Source organism: Limibacillus sp. MBR-115 (assembly GCF_040549425.1).
Lineage (GTDB): Bacteria > Pseudomonadota > Alphaproteobacteria > Kiloniellales > CECT-8803 > Limibacillus > Limibacillus halophilus.
Genome location: NZ_JBEPTJ010000002.1, coordinates 605,443 through 619,072 on the forward strand (window position 1 = coordinate 605,443; position 13,630 = coordinate 619,072).

The 13,630-nt window shown below is 57.2% G+C and carries 15 protein-coding genes; 6 read left to right on the plus strand and 9 right to left on the minus strand.

Features of this window, described 5'->3' with window-relative positions; translation table 11 throughout:
• The first annotated feature begins 36 nt into the window (after window positions 1-36).
• From ABIE63_RS06415 to ABIE63_RS06435, 5 genes are read left to right on the plus strand one after another with little or no spacing between them, the layout of a single operon-like run.
• Window positions 37-1,044 carry a proline racemase family protein gene (locus tag ABIE63_RS06415; RefSeq protein WP_183415136.1) on the plus strand — a complete coding sequence of 336 codons (1,008 nt, stop codon included), beginning with the start codon at window positions 37-39 and terminating at the stop codon, window positions 1,042-1,044.
• 11 nt (window positions 1,045-1,055) lie between these two features.
• On the plus strand, window positions 1,056-2,261 hold the full coding sequence (locus ABIE63_RS06420; protein WP_354503628.1) for a CoA transferase: 1,206 nt from the start codon (window positions 1,056-1,058) through the stop codon (window positions 2,259-2,261).
• Between the two features lie 25 nt (window positions 2,262-2,286).
• Complete coding sequence (locus tag ABIE63_RS06425) at window positions 2,287-3,438, plus strand: thiolase family protein (protein ID WP_354503629.1); 1,152 nt, start codon at window positions 2,287-2,289, stop codon at window positions 3,436-3,438.
• On the plus strand, window positions 3,438-3,854 hold the full coding sequence (locus tag ABIE63_RS06430) for a Zn-ribbon domain-containing OB-fold protein (RefSeq protein ID WP_183415139.1): 417 nt from the start codon (window positions 3,438-3,440) through the stop codon (window positions 3,852-3,854). Before ABIE63_RS06425 ends, ABIE63_RS06430 begins: the two co-directional genes overlap by 1 nt.
• Window positions 3,855-3,879: 25 nt before the next feature.
• A complete protein-coding gene (locus ABIE63_RS06435) occupies window positions 3,880-4,854 on the plus strand; it encodes a hypothetical protein (RefSeq protein WP_354503630.1) in 975 nt (324 codons plus the stop codon).
• Between the two features lie 178 nt (window positions 4,855-5,032).
• On the opposite strand, the gene ABIE63_RS06440 is transcribed toward ABIE63_RS06435, so the two are convergent.
• From ABIE63_RS06440 to ABIE63_RS06455, 4 genes are all read right to left on the minus strand, one after another.
• Entirely contained in the window at window positions 5,033-5,989 is a 957-nt protein-coding gene (locus ABIE63_RS06440) for a glutathione S-transferase family protein (RefSeq protein WP_354503631.1), read from the minus strand.
• Window positions 5,990-6,005: 16 nt separating this feature from the next.
• Window positions 6,006-6,563 (minus strand): NAD(P)H-dependent oxidoreductase, encoded by a 558-nt coding sequence (locus tag ABIE63_RS06445; protein WP_354503632.1) that lies wholly within the window; start codon window positions 6,561-6,563, stop codon window positions 6,006-6,008.
• A gap of 95 nt (window positions 6,564-6,658) precedes the next feature.
• Window positions 6,659-7,075: a DoxX family protein gene (locus ABIE63_RS06450; protein ID WP_354503633.1), complete on the minus strand. Its 417-nt coding sequence runs from the start codon at window positions 7,073-7,075 to the stop codon at window positions 6,659-6,661.
• A gap of 49 nt (window positions 7,076-7,124) precedes the next feature.
• Complete coding sequence (locus ABIE63_RS06455) at window positions 7,125-7,775, minus strand: NADPH-dependent F420 reductase (RefSeq protein WP_354503634.1); 651 nt, start codon at window positions 7,773-7,775, stop codon at window positions 7,125-7,127.
• Between the two features lie 350 nt (window positions 7,776-8,125).
• Here ABIE63_RS06455 and ABIE63_RS06460 point away from each other — a divergent pair, with 350 nt between their 5' ends.
• Window positions 8,126-9,031, plus strand: a complete 906-nt coding sequence (locus ABIE63_RS06460; protein WP_354503635.1) for a LysR family transcriptional regulator — start codon at window positions 8,126-8,128, stop codon at window positions 9,029-9,031.
• Here the strand turns inward: ABIE63_RS06460 and ABIE63_RS06465 are convergent, their stop codons facing one another.
• The 5 genes from ABIE63_RS06465 to ABIE63_RS06485 all read right to left on the minus strand — a co-directional run bounded on the left by ABIE63_RS06465 (window position 9,032) and on the right by ABIE63_RS06485 (window position 13,550).
• Entirely contained in the window at window positions 9,032-9,460 is a 429-nt protein-coding gene (locus tag ABIE63_RS06465) for a DDE-type integrase/transposase/recombinase (RefSeq protein ID WP_354503636.1), read from the minus strand.
• Between the two features lie 67 nt (window positions 9,461-9,527).
• Window positions 9,528-10,400 carry a 3-keto-5-aminohexanoate cleavage protein gene (locus tag ABIE63_RS06470; protein ID WP_354503637.1) on the minus strand — a complete coding sequence of 291 codons (873 nt, stop codon included), beginning with the start codon at window positions 10,398-10,400 and terminating at the stop codon, window positions 9,528-9,530.
• Window positions 10,401-10,431: 31 nt separating this feature from the next.
• A complete protein-coding gene (locus tag ABIE63_RS06475) occupies window positions 10,432-11,145 on the minus strand; it encodes an SDR family oxidoreductase (RefSeq protein ID WP_354503638.1) in 714 nt (237 codons plus the stop codon).
• Between the two features lie 12 nt (window positions 11,146-11,157).
• Window positions 11,158-12,390 carry an amidohydrolase family protein gene (locus ABIE63_RS06480; RefSeq protein WP_354503639.1) on the minus strand — a complete coding sequence of 411 codons (1,233 nt, stop codon included), beginning with the start codon at window positions 12,388-12,390 and terminating at the stop codon, window positions 11,158-11,160.
• A complete protein-coding gene (locus ABIE63_RS06485) occupies window positions 12,387-13,550 on the minus strand; it encodes a Xaa-Pro peptidase family protein (protein ID WP_354503640.1) in 1,164 nt (387 codons plus the stop codon). Before ABIE63_RS06485 ends, ABIE63_RS06480 begins: the two co-directional genes overlap by 4 nt.
• Window positions 13,551-13,630 lie beyond the last annotated feature (80 nt).

Sequence of the window (13,630 nt, forward strand, 5' to 3'; positions counted from 1 at the left end):
CTTTCCCATCAAACCAATAAGCCGAGGTAAAGCGACATGCGGAGCCATAATCTCATCAGCACCATCGATTCCCACACCGGCGGCGAGCCTACCCGCTTGATCACCGGCGGCATTCCGATCCGTGGGGCTACGCTCCTGGAGCAGCGCGACTTCATCCGCAAAAACTATGATCACCTGCGGGCTGCCCTGATGCGGGAGCCAAGGGGGCATCGCGGAATGTTCGGCGCCATTGTTTGCCCACCGACCCGGCCGGAAGTGGACTTCGGCATCGTCTGGGTCGATCACGATGGGTCCTACCTCAACATGTGTGGTCATGGAACCATTGGCATCGGAATGACCGTGGTTGAGTGCGGCCTCGTGCCGGTCCAAGAGCCGGTGACGCATGTGAATGTCGATATGCCTGCGGGTCTCGTTCAGATCGACGTGGAGGTTGAGAACGGTCGTGCCCGCAAAGCGACCCTTACCAATGTTCCCTCGTTCTTGTTCCAAAAAGACATCGAGATCGAGATTCCCGAGCATGGGCGGATTACAGCCGACATTTCCTTTGGCGGTAGCTTCTTTGGCGCAGTGCGCGGAGAGCAGCTCGGCATCGACGTTCGCGAGGAAAACACACCGGCGCTCGTCAGGGCCGGGCTGGCTATCCGTAAGGCCCTCAACAAGGTCGTCAAACCCCAGCACCCGGAGGTAGCGCATATCAACGCGGTCGACTTGGTTACGATCTACGGCCCGGGATTGGCGCCGGGGACCAAGTACAAAAACATTCATGTGTTCTCCGACGGTTCGTTCGACCGCTCTCCCGGCGGGACAGGCACCTCGCATATGATGGCGCTGTTGATTGGTCGAGGAGAGATGGACCCGGAGGAGGAGATCATCTCCGAGGGTATTACAGGCTCCCTCTTTGGGGGGCGCATGATCAGTCGCACCAAGGTTGGTGATTTCGACGCCTTCGTGCCGCAGGTGTCTGGCCAGGCCTACGTCACCGGATTTCATCAGTTTGTGATCGATCCGGACGATCCCCTGAAATCAGGCTTTGCGATCGGCTGAAGGCGAGCAGAATGTCAGACAATAGCGATTTCGGAGGTCTCTCCGACCTCAAGGTGCTCGAACTTGGTTCGATGCTGGCCGGCCCGTTTGTCGGCTCCCTACTGGCGGATTTCGGCGCGGAGGTGATCAAGGTCGAAAAGCCCGGCGCACCTGATGCCTTGCGTGAATGGCCGCCGCACAAGGGCGAGGTGCCACTGTGGTGGAAGACCATGGCGCGCAACAAGCATACCGTAACCCTTAACCTTTCAGCGCCGGAGGCACGTGAAATTGCGCTTGAGCTTATTGGGCGCAGCGACATCGTGGTGGAGAACTTCCGGCCCGGCACGCTGGAACGGTGGGGCCTCGATCCAGCTGAGTTGGCCAAGGATTTCCCCGGTATCGTTTGGGTGCGGGTCAGCGGGTATGGGCAAACCGGCCCCTATCGGAAACGGGGTGGCTACGCCACCATCGCTGAAGCCTATAGCGGCCTGGCATCATTTGCTGGTTATGCAGACCGCGGACCGATGGTCTCTCCTTTTCCACTCGGCGATTACCTCGCGGGGGCGTTTGGTGCTTATGGTGCGCTAGTCGCCTTGCATGCGCGCAGCCGAACCGGGAAGGGGCAGATAGTAGACGTCAGCCTTTTCGAACCCTTGCTGCGAATTATTGAATCAGTCGTCGTCCGTTATGACCAAACCGGTCAGAAGAAGCCCAGGCTCGGCAATCAAATGGAAGAGGACGTGCCACGCAACGTCTACCGCACAGGCGATGACGGCCATATCGCCATTAGCTGCGGTTCGCAGCGCATCTTCGATAACCTGCTAAAGGCGATGGAACAGCCCGAGCTTGGATCTGATCCGCGTTTTGCGACGATGACCGCTCGCGTCAAGAACCGTCAGATTATTGATGGAGCTGTCGCCTCCTGGATGGCGAGTCTAACGACCGAAGAGGCGATGGCGCGGCTGGAAGCCGCTCAGGTGGTCGCGGGACAGGTCAACCAAATCGATGACGTGCTGGCCGACCTGCACGTGGCGGCGCGCGAAGCGATCACGACTTTATCAGACCCAGAGTTGGGTGATCTCAAGTTGCCGTCGCCCGTACCGCATCTCTCCGCAACGCCTGGCCAAGTTCGCTGGGCTGGCCGCGCGCCTGGGGCCGACAACGACAGAATCTTTGGGGAGCTTTTAGGTATCGACGCGACCCGGCGGGCTGCGCTTCGGACGCAGAGCGTTATTTGAACCGGAACGAGGAGGAGAACAGAGGATGACGCAAAGCAGGGATATTGGCGTGATCGGCTACGGCTGCACGGACTACGTCAAGAAAGCCGACCGCCCCTTGCTGACCTTCCTTGCGCAGGCCGGGCGAGAGGCGATTGCTTCGGCGGGGCTGGAGAAGTCCGACATTGACGGCTTGGCTCTGTGTTCCTTTGAATTGCCGCCCGACAATGCGGTGACGGTTGCAGAGCAGTTTGGGCTTTCCCTTTCTTGGGCTTACCTGGGCACCGCTGGCGGAGCGGGGCCTATCGCTTCTGTTCTGAATGCGATCCGCGCCATCGAGGCCGGTCAAGCCACATCCGTCTTGTGTATTGCTGGTGATGCCTATGACGTTTCGGGCTTGTTTCGCCTGCTGGATAATTTCGGGCGGGCCTTGACCAGCTACGGCTCGCCGCATGGATTTGGCGGCGCCAATGGCCTGTTCGGGATTATTCAGCGCAAGCACATGGAAACCTATGGGACGACCCGTGAGCAGCTCGGGCGAATCTCGGTGGACCAGCGGAAGAATGCCCAGAAGAACGAGGCAGCGCTGCTGCGCGGGCCAATGACCCTGGACGACTACATGAACGCGCGGGTGATTGCCGACCCGATCCGGCTTTATGATTGCGTTTTGCCCTGTGCGGGCGCGGAGGCTGTCGTGGTCAGCAGCCTGGATCGCGTTCCGCGCGGCAAGGGGGTGCGTGTGCTGTCCGGCTACGAGCATCACAACCACCCACCCGGTGAAATCAGTCCACTTCGTGGCGGCTGGGAGCTGTTCCGCGACGCGCTATATCGCGACGCGGGATACGGCCCTGAGGATTTTGATCTTGTTCAGGCTTACGACGACTATCCCATCATGGTGGCTATCCAACTCGAAGACCTTGGGTTTTGTGAAAAAGGAGGCGTCGGCCGGTTCCTGGAGAAGAACAGCTTCACATGGGACGGCACACTTCCCCTCAACACCGGAGGCGGACAGCTTTCCGTCGGCCAATCCGGAGCTGGTGGCGGCATGATAGGCCTAGTCGAAGCGGTTCGGCAGCTACGTCACGAAGCGGGCGAGAGGCAGGTTTCGAATGCGCAGCGAGGTCTGGTGTCTGGATACGGCATGGTCGGCTATGGACACGGCCTTTCTACCAGCAGCATTGTATTGGAGCGTTCCTGATGACCCACAATGACCAGCAGTACCCCACCCCCCGTGTTGATCAGATCAACAGCGCTTTTGTCGAGGCCTGGGCGGAGGGAGTACTCCGATTGCAGGTTTGTGGTGCATGCGGACAAGAGACCTTCTATCCGCGCCCGCTTTGTCCCCATTGCTGGTCGTCCGACCTTGGGTGGACCGAACATGACGGCAAGGCGACCTTGGTATCCTATTCGCTGGTGATGCGCCCGAACCACCCGGCTTTCTTCGAGGAAACACCGATTATTCTTGCAGAGATCGCGTTGCGTGACGGGCCAACCATGCTTGCGCGCGTCATTTGTGACGATCCCACTCAGATTCGCAGCGGGCTACTGCTTGAACTCCTTCCTGCGGAGGAAGGCAAAAAGTATCCGTTACCGACTTTCCGGCCTGTCCTCTGAAAGTCGATTGAGAAAGCAGCATCAAATGTCCAACGAAGTGCTCTACCTCAGTAGGTCCGACATCGATAGTCTGGCAATACCCATGCACGCAGTGATCGAGATGACCGAATCTGCATTGCGCGAGAAATCACGTGGCAAGGCGATCATGCCGGCCAAACATTGGATATCGCCAGCGGGAGAGCGGTTTTTCTCCGCAATGAGTGGGGCTTTGCTGGAGAGCGGCGCAGTGACCTGCAAGTGGCAGAGTGGATCACCTGAGAATGCAAAGCTGGGACTCCCATACATAACCGGGCTTTTGCTGCTGAACGATTTGGCGACCGGACGGGCCAGGGCGGTAATGGATTCCACCTGGATCACCGCGCAGCGTACAGCCGCCGCCACTGCGGTGGCAGCCAAGTATCTCGCCTGCTCAGAACCCCGCACACTGGCGATCATTGGCTGCGGCGTTCAGGGGCGCACCAACCTCCAGGCCTTGCGGATCATCCATTCTTCGCTGTGTGAATTACGGGCTTTCGATATCGACCCGGATAGGGCGAAGGCATATGTCGCCGAAGCTGCCAATACCCATGGAATTGCTGCTTGTAGTTTTTCTAGTGTGAGGGAAACGGTCGCCGACGCGGACATCGTCGTCACTTGCGGTCCAATCGTCTCAAATGGGGATCGGATTATTCAAGGCCGGTGGCTTAAACCAGGCGCTCTTTTGGTAACGCTGGACTATGATTGTTATCTTGATCCGTTGACGATCAATCAATTTGATGCGGTTTTCACCGATGATGTTGAGCAGGTTGAACATTTGAAAGAGTATGGTTTCTTTGCCGCGCTTCCGGAAAGTCTGATGGAGCTTGGCACGGTCTTTCAAGCGCCTGGGCACGCTCGCAAAGGAGAAGCTGATCGTATTCTGTCGGTCAATTTGGGGCTGGCGATTGAAGATACGGCTGTTGCGGATCTGATAGACAAGGATGCGCGCGCCAAAGGCGTCGGAACGATTCTGCAGCTCTAAGATATCCGCATCATGACCGCCAGGCGGATGATCTCGGGCGACGTCTTGAAGTGTCGGAATGGGCTGCGTTAGGGCATGGTCGCAAGGTAGGGGGCGGCACAAGCTCTCTCAACCTAAGCTCTTCTGACAATACCATCGAGACCCCCTCTATTGGCTAAATCAAATTTCCATCGACTCGTTACGCAGCAAAGCGAAGTCGCGGACCGACAGGTACAATGCCTGACGGGTTAAGCGCCTTGATCGAGTAATATCCGGCCTTGATATGGTCGAGATTGACAGTCTCGGAGATTCCGGGAAGCGCATAAATCCGCTCGATATAGGCCGATATCGCCGGATAGTCGGCAAGCTGCCGGATGTTGCACTTGAACAGCCCGTGATAGGCCGCATCGAAACGGACCAGCGTGACGAATAGCCGGATATCGGACTCCGTCAGGCCATCGCCGAAGAGGAAGGCGCGGCCATCCGACAGGCGGCCTTCAAGGGTTTCCAGCATCGCGAAGACGTCCGTTACCGCTTCCTCATAGGCCGCCTGGCTGGACGCGAAGCCAGCCTTATAGACACCGTTGTTAAGCTTCTCGTACATCTCCTTGTTCAGCGCGTCGATTTCCGCGCGGCATGCTTGCGGATAGAGATCGACAGACGCGTCGCCGAAAGCGTCGAACGCTGAATTCAGCATGCGCAGGATGTCGCTCGACTCGTTGTTGACGATGGTCTTCCTCTTCTTGTCCCAGAGGACCGGGACCGTGGCGCGGCCGGTATAGCCCGGATCGGCACGGGTATAGAGTTCATGCAGATATGTCGCGCCGTTCAGCGTATCCGGCCCTGAGCCCGGAAAGTCGCCGAACCACCATCCCTGATCGGTCAGGGCTGGCTCGACGACTGTCACGCTGATCACGTCGTCGAGCTTTTTCAACTTGCGCGCCATCAGAGTGCGCGATGCCCACGGGCAGATCAGGGCGACATATAGGTGGTAGCGCCCCGGCGCAGCCTTGAAGCCTTCGCCCCCCGTGGGGCTCGCCTTGCCATTGGGCGTCACCCAATGGCGAAAGCTGGATACCTGCCGAACGAAACGTCCCTTCTCATCTTTTGCTTGAACCGGGTCCCAGTCGGCGGTCCATTTACCATCGACAAGCATTGCCTTGCTCCACTCTTTACGATTGAGCCGCGTGCTGTTTGACCCACGCGACATAGCGGTCGACCCAGTCTTGCAGGAATTCGCGGCTTCCCTCGCCAATCCCGCCGTCAGCATCGAACAATTCCTCGCTGATCTGGATGAACGCCTCGGGCTGTCCGAGCGTCGGCATGTCCAGACAGGCGAGGGTGTTGCGAAGATGCTGCTGGGCCAGCGCGGTGCCAATCGCGCCGACGGAGACACCGATCACGCCCGCCGGTTTGCCCGCCCACACACTCTGCCCATAAGGCCGCGAGGCATGGTCGATGGCGTTTTTGAGGACACCCGGAACCGAGCGGTTGTATTCCGGCGTGATGAACAGCACGCCATGCGCCGGCTCAATTTCGGATTTCAGCCGCTTCACGGCAGGCGCCTGATCCTCATCGTCATCCTGGTTGTAGAGTGGCAGATCGCCGATTTCGACCGGGCGGAACTCCATCTCATCCGGCGCAAGCATTGCCAGCGCCTTCGCCAACTTCTTGTTGAAGGAGTCGCGGCGCAGGCTGCCAACGACTACGGCAATTTCAAATTTACTCATGATTCATTCCCTATCTCTGATCAGGTGCGTCTTCGCGTCGGAGCCCCCGCGAACCCGCCATAGTCGGACTCATCACGGGGCTTCACCAACGCGGTTCACGAGTGCCGAGAGAAAAGTGTCTTCGGATTCAGGGCATAAGGGCCGTCACCCAGAAGGGCCTGGACAACCATCGCCACCGCCCAGAAAGCGGGAAATTCCCAGCCGCCACCTTCATTCGAAAACAGCCAGCCTGTATCGGCGTGTGCGAAGATGATCGAACCAATCAAGACAGGGACGAGGGCCAGCGAGACCAGACGCGTAAACACGCCGAGGATCAGCGCTGCGCCGCCTCCTACTTCTGCGATTATCGTCAGGTAAGCAAGGAACCCCGGCAGCCCGAGGGACTCGAAGAAGCCTGCCGTTCCCGAAGGGGTGAACACAAATACTTTGAGTAATCCGTGGGCGAGAAATAATACGCCCAAGGAAACGCGCAATAAAAGCGCAGCGTGCGGAGCGGTTTTTTCTTGAATCATGATCGTTATCCTTTGTTAATAGTGTGCGAATTGAAGCAGGGGCGGTTCACTACGCCGCTTCGCGCTCAATCCATGCGGGTGCGATTTGCGTACCACGTCCGAGGCTGTAGCCAAGCTGGATGTTCAGCGCCGCCAGCGGCTCCAGATAGCGCGCATTTTTAAGCGGGCCTGCGTCGACGGCATCAAAACCGGCGGCGTTGATTATTTCAGAAACTGCTTTCTTGGCCGCGTCGTCGTCTCCAGCATAAAACACCTGGACCGGGCGTTCGCCGAAGCGGGGGCCTTCTGCGTAGATTTGCGCGAATACCGTATTGAACGCCTTCACCACGGGCGCGCCCGCCACGCGCTTTTGAATCTCTTCAGCGGCGGAGCTTTCGAAGCCGAGCGTCAGTCCGGAAAAGTCTTCCGTCAATGGATTGGTCGCATCGATGACGATCTTTCCGGAGAGGCTTCCGGCAATAGCGATCACGTCGGCAGTCTCTGCGTAAGGAACGGCAAGAATGACAACGTCCGCATCGCGGACAGCACTGGCAACATCGCTACCGCGAACGTTGCCGCCATGTTCTTTGACAATGGCATCGGCTGCCGCGCGGCCCCTTGCTTCCGTGCGCGCGCCCATGACCACGCCATGCCGTGTCTTCGACAGGACTTTCGCCAGTCCCGTACCGACATTTCCTGTTCCGACAATCGAGATATTCATAGCTCTAACACCTTTCTTCCGTTCGTGTTTGCTTGTGGCGACCCGTTCGAGAACCGCCTCTATTTTCTAGATACGGATTTCCGAATCGTTTATAAACGCAGATATTATATATTGATTATCAACGACATATTGATAATAATCTAAGCATCTATCCATCGATGGCTCGAACGGTGATGCCCCGCATCCGAGCGAACTCACTGGCTTGACTGCGCGGAGTGGGTGAAATCTGGTGCGTGCGAATAAGGTCGAGTTTGAGTTGTCTGAAGCCTTTGCGTCGAGAGCAGGCTGGTAGGAGGCAATCATTCCTTGCAAGATTGCCCGGAGAACAGAGAGACCTACAGGTAGTGATCATGGACACGATTGACGGCATGAGAACGTTCGTAACGGTGGTCAAGGAGGGCTCCTTCACCGCAGCTGCGGGTCGACGGAGAATGTCCACCGCTTTGGTCAGCAAGTACGTTGGTCAGCTTGAAGATCATCTCGGCGTGCGACTGCTTAACCGCACGACTCGCTCGCTCACATTAACTGAGATCGGGGCTGCCTATTTCGAACGCTGCCAACAGATACTCGACGATCTTGATGAGCTGGAATCAAGTGTCCAGGATCGCCACGCCTCACCGCGAGGGACGCTGATTATCTCTGCGCCGGTAACGTTCGGCGAGTTGTACCTGACTGATGTAGTCGCTCGGTTCTTGGCGGCTCATCCAGACGTCAGAATCGACCTGAATCTGACAGACCGCTTCGTTAACCTTGTGGACGAAGGTGTAGATGTTGCCATTCGCATCGCCGAACTTGAGGATTCGCCGCTCATTGCGCGTCGTCTTGCCCCGGCTCGGATAGTTGTTTGTGCGTCACCTGTCTATCTTAAGCGCAGAGGCGCGCTACGCTACCTGAACGACCTGGAGAAGCATGATTGTATTGTCGACAGAAATTTTCGCAGCGGGTCTCTTTGGCAGTTCAAGGAGGATGGCAAGCAGAAATCAATCCAGGTTGATGGGCGGTTTACGGTCAACAATGCTGCATCCGTCCGAAGAATGCTGCTAGCCGATATGGGCGTCGGCCTGATTCCAACCTTCGCTGTCGGGCCAGACATACGGCAGGGTCGGCTCGAGATTCTTCTCGATGCGTACGAAGGGTCCAACCTGGGAGTTTACGCAGTATACGCGCATAACCGGCATCTTGCGGGCAAGGTGCGCGCATTCGTTGATTTCGCAGTAAAGTGCTTCGGTGCGTCTCCCGAATGGGACCAGTACTGACTACGCCCACACTTGACACATACGCCACGTGGTATCGAGAGCTTGCTTCCGCCAGCGTTGAACAGGTCGTATACTGCCATATGCAACCCACATCGCAGCAATTGTGGGGGATGCCTCGCCCTCGTGGTCGACGGCTCGCCACAAATAATGCTGCTCACCGTTGATCTTCACGAAAACCTCGTCCAGGTGCCATCGCCAGAGGCTTGATCGCATGCTTTGGATCCGTCGTTTGCGGATCTCGGCGGCGAACATTGGACCGAAGCGCTGCCACCAGAAACGCACCGTTTCGTGGCTGATATCAATCCCACGCTCGTGAAGAAGATCCTCCACATTTCGTAATGAAAGTGGGAAGCGAATATACATCATGATCGCTAGGCGGATGATCTCGGGCGACGTCTTGAAGTGTCGGAATGGGCTGCGTTTGGGCATGGTTGGGCGTTAGAGAACCGCCTCGTCCGCTTCAACGCATTTGCTCTGACGAAGCCGCTCCAGGTAGCTATCCAAGGCCAAGCAATCCGCGCGTTTCCTTTGCTGTGGCAACTACGCCGCCTAGGCTCTGGACGATCGAAACCGCTCGAGTGACGAGTTGTTCATTAGTAGCGAGTTCGCCGTGCGCAAGATACAGGTTGTCTTCAAGACCGACGCGGATGTTCCCTCCTAAAATACAGGCTTGCGCGACCATGGGAAATTGCATCCTACCAAGGCCAAAGCCCGCCCATCTGGCCCTTGGCGGCAGCGCGTTGCGCATGGCCATCATCGCGTCTGGGGTGGCGGGCGCGCCATACTTAATGCCAAGGCAGAGCTGGAATAGTGGCGGCTCGGTGATTAGGCCTTCAACAATCAATTGGCGGGCCATCTCAATATGCCCCAACTCGAAAACCTCTAACTCTGGTAGTACGCCGGCCTCTCTATAGCCTTCAGCCATCGTGCGGAGCATTGAGGGAGTGGTGGCGTAAAGCAGTTCACCGAAGTTTAGCGACCCACAATCTAGGGACGCAATCTCCGGCTTAAGCGCCAGGATGTGCTCCATACGTTTGGCGGGCGGCACGAAGTCAGTCCCCTCTGCAAAATCAAGGAGCCTATTCTGGCCGAAGACGAGGTCGCCGCCGGCACCGCCGGTTAAGTTCAGGATAACATCGCTATTCCGGTCTCGGATGCGGTCGATAACCTCTCGGTAGTAATCCAGCTTCCTGCTTTGTTTTTTGGTTTTAGGGTCACGGACATGGATATGCAAAATAGCGGCACCAGCCTTTGCAGCTGCTAGGCCGGATTCGGCAATCTCCTTAGGCGTCACAGGTACATGCTGGCTCCGTGCGGCAGTTTCGCCGCTACCGGTGAGGGCACAGGTGATAAATGGATTCCTATTCATCGAGAACTTCTTTCTTCATTGGTTTAGTTTATTAAAAGCCGCCGGATACGGGGATGTGCGCACCGGTGACGAAGCTGGCCTGGGTGCTTAGAAGAAACATGACCACGGCTGCAATCTCATCCGGCGTGCCGCCTCGCCCAAGTGGAATGGCATCTAGCGAACTCGCATGACTTTTTTCGTCGAGATATTTCCAACCCATTGGGTTCTCAACCAAGCCTGGGCAGACAGAATTTATCCGGATGTCACGGCCACCCAGGTCGAACGCCAGATGTCGCACGAGCCCGTTGATAGCCCACTTGCTTGCCGTGTAATGCGGGCCACCGACTGGGCTGTGATCGAATGCTGCGGTGGAGGATATGAGGACGATGCTGCTGCCCCGTTTTAGTTTCGGCAAAGCGCTGTGTAAAATCGTGTAAATGCTATTGAGATTGACATCCATCGTTCGACGCCAATCCTTGGGAGTGACTTTTGACCAGGGGCCGCTCTCGAGAATTCCGTGAGACAAGACGATATGGTCAAGTGATGCATCGAGATCCGCGATCGCGGCGCTTAAGGCAACATCATCGCTAAAGTCGGCAAACAGCGTTGCATCGTCACGGGATTCATGACTAAGGGCGATGATCTCGGCTGGCAGGTCCTTCAGTTGGGTGCGAATCGCCTCCCCAATGCTTCCACCAACGCCTGTGAAAAGGACCCTCGGACTCCCGGCTGACGGCTTATCCTTTATCTTTTTGTCGCTAATCAATTTACATGCTCCTTATTGAACGTCCTTGACGATACGCCCGCCCTGCATGATGAGCGCCAACGTTTGCTCGGGTCTCGCCAGAATAGTAGCGTCCTCATAGGGATCACCTTCTACCAACAGGAGGTCGGCCAAGGCTCCTGGAGCGATGACGCCGAGGTCATTGTTCATGCCCAGCAACTGAGCATTTGTAAGCGTCGCCGCCTTGACAACCTCTCGTGCTGACAGCACTTCGCTCTTTAGGACAAATTCATGTGACTGCTGAGAGTGCAATCGACCCTCAAGATCGGAACCATGACCGAGGTAAACTCCCAGAGAGCGCGCACGGTCGAGGGTATCCAGGGAATCCTTTAGGGTTTCTTCGAAGAGGGAGATTTGTAGCCCGGTCATACCTAGCTCTCGGCCCTCTCGCCGAAGGGCGTCGTAAGCACTGAGCGTAGGAACCAGGAAGGCGTTGTTTTTTTTCATAAGCCCAAGCGTTTCGTCGTTAAGACGGCTGCCGTGCTCAATGGAACGGACACCCGCTTCGAGGCAGCGCTGGACGGCCACATTCTCATATGCATGAGCCATGACGTAGCGCTCACCTGAGTGGGCTTCGTCGGTGATTGCTCGGAGTTCCTCTAGCGAGAAATGGCAGGTTTTAAGGGGAAGCCTCGACGCGATGCCCCCAGAGGCCATGACTTTGATCTGGTGTGCACCTTTAGCAAGTTCCCTGCGGACGGCTGCCCTAGCCTGGTCCTCATCTTTCACTAACTGCGTAAGGCTGCGGTGGCCCTGGCATACTGGACAACCAAGATGCTTGTCTCCGGCCTCTCGGAAATCGCCTTGGGCGCCGGGTCGGGCAAGGGCGAGCCCAGAAACAAAAAGTCGTGGACCGGCGAAATAACCATGAGCAACAGCGTCGGCGAGGGCGACGTCGGCTCCGCCCGCGTCGCGCACCGAGGTGAATCCACGCAGCAGCATTCCCTCAAGCACACCTTTAGCTTTGGCCGCTACGAGGTAGGGGTGAATCTTTGCAAGTCTTTTAATGTCGAGCGTGATGCCGATGACGTGCACATGGGCGTCGATTAAGCCCGGCATGACAATGCGCCCTTTGCAGTCGACAAGACGCGCGGAGTCCATGGACAAGCGCTCGTCGACAACCTCACGAATGCGGTTGCCCTCAACCAGAATGCTTACATCCTCGCGGTAGGCTTCCAGCTCGAAGTCGAAGATCCGCGCGTCTCGGAAAATCGTTACCTCGGTCATTTGCAAAGCAGGTAGTCGAGCGGATAGCGGCTAAGGACCTCCGGCGAACCATTTGTTGTCAGGATTGTGTAGCCGATTGACATGGCAAGGCCTGCATTGGCGTCGACCAGGATGGAGTGGAGAAACAGTGTCATTCCAGCTACGACCGGCTGAGGATTCCCTGAATAGAGCATGGGCGGAACGTCCATCCAGGATGGCCGGTAAGTAGCACCTAAGGAGTATCCACAGGCAGCCATGCGTGATTTTTCAAAGCCGCGTTTGTCGAAAATATCACGGTGCGCGTCGTCAATATCACCAAGGGCTTTTCCGGGCCGGGCTGCTTCTGTCATGGCTTGCAAGGCCTCTAAGGTGACCTCGAACATCCGGCGATGTCCTTGGGGTTCCTTGCCAATAGCGGCTGTCCTCATAAGGCAGACGTTGTAGCGGCGATAGGTGGCAGCAAACTCCATCGTCAATTGGTCGGTTGCGCCGAGATGTTGTGCGCCCGTCGAGCCGCGCAGGAGCAGGGCGCGATCACCTGAACCTAAAACTGGCCCTGAGGCCGGTGGGTCGCCGCCACCGTCGAAGATGGCGGTGCTGCCAGCGGCGGCGATTTCGCCCTCAAAGGCGCCTGGGCGGCTCTTCTCCAGCATTGCCTCTAGCGCGTTGTCGGCCAACTCCGCCGCCTTTCGGACGTAAACCTGCTCGGCAGGCGATTTGACAAGCCTGAGGGGCCGAATGACAGTTGAACCATCAGCAAGGGCACACCAAGTGCCGAGGCGCTCGCGGATCAGATCGTAGCTCTTTGCATTGAGCCCAAATGTATCGCGTTCTACGCCAACCCGATGGCCAGCGAGTCCCTTTTCTCGCAGAATCTCATGCAATTCCTCCGTCGGATCCTTGCCCTCCCGGTCATACCAAAGACGAATATCTTCAATGATGGAAGTTCGCCGTGCCTGTTCCAAGTCTGGTCGGCGCGTGAGCAAGGTTAGCGGGTTCACCTCTTCGACTGTTAGGACTAGGCACTGGAAGAAAACGTACCCATTGGTGTCGTATCCGGTCAGGTAGTACTGGCTTTCAGGCCCGAATATGAGCAACGCGGCCAAGTCCTGCTCGCGCATACGCGCCTGAGCGCGCTTTATGCGTGCGGTAAACTCGTCCCTAGCGAAATGGAGCGCCATGATCTTCCCCTCCAACTATTTCTGTCCGTCCAGGCGCTGCTCAAAAGGCCATACTGCCGCTGTGCGCACCTGATTGTTTA

Excerpts from the sequence above, each read along its gene's own strand:
- ABIE63_RS06460 (WP_354503635.1), top strand. The coding sequence starts at position 8,126 with ATGGACACGATTGACGGCATGAGAACGTTCGTAACGGTGGTCAAGGAG.
- ABIE63_RS06425 (WP_354503629.1), top strand. The coding sequence starts at position 2,287 with ATGACGCAAAGCAGGGATATTGGCGTGATCGGCTACGGCTGCACGGAC.
- ABIE63_RS06445 (WP_354503632.1), bottom strand. The coding sequence starts at position 6,563 with ATGAGTAAATTTGAAATTGCCGTAGTCGTTGGCAGCCTGCGCCGCGAC.
- ABIE63_RS06470 (WP_354503637.1), bottom strand. The coding sequence starts at position 10,400 with ATGAATAGGAATCCATTTATCACCTGTGCCCTCACCGGTAGCGGCGAA.
- ABIE63_RS06415 (WP_183415136.1), top strand. The coding sequence starts at position 37 with ATGCGGAGCCATAATCTCATCAGCACCATCGATTCCCACACCGGCGGC.
- ABIE63_RS06455 (WP_354503634.1), bottom strand. The coding sequence starts at position 7,775 with ATGAATATCTCGATTGTCGGAACAGGAAATGTCGGTACGGGACTGGCG.
- ABIE63_RS06430 (WP_183415139.1), top strand. The coding sequence starts at position 3,438 with ATGACCCACAATGACCAGCAGTACCCCACCCCCCGTGTTGATCAGATC.
- ABIE63_RS06450 (WP_354503633.1), bottom strand. The coding sequence starts at position 7,075 with ATGATTCAAGAAAAAACCGCTCCGCACGCTGCGCTTTTATTGCGCGTT.
- ABIE63_RS06485 (WP_354503640.1), bottom strand. The coding sequence starts at position 13,550 with ATGGCGCTCCATTTCGCTAGGGACGAGTTTACCGCACGCATAAAGCGC.
- ABIE63_RS06465 (WP_354503636.1), bottom strand. The coding sequence starts at position 9,460 with ATGCCCAAACGCAGCCCATTCCGACACTTCAAGACGTCGCCCGAGATC.
- ABIE63_RS06420 (WP_354503628.1), top strand. The coding sequence starts at position 1,056 with ATGTCAGACAATAGCGATTTCGGAGGTCTCTCCGACCTCAAGGTGCTC.
- ABIE63_RS06440 (WP_354503631.1), bottom strand. The coding sequence starts at position 5,989 with ATGCTTGTCGATGGTAAATGGACCGCCGACTGGGACCCGGTTCAAGCA.
- ABIE63_RS06480 (WP_354503639.1), bottom strand. The coding sequence starts at position 12,390 with ATGACCGAGGTAACGATTTTCCGAGACGCGCGGATCTTCGACTTCGAG.
- ABIE63_RS06435 (WP_354503630.1), top strand. The coding sequence starts at position 3,880 with ATGTCCAACGAAGTGCTCTACCTCAGTAGGTCCGACATCGATAGTCTG.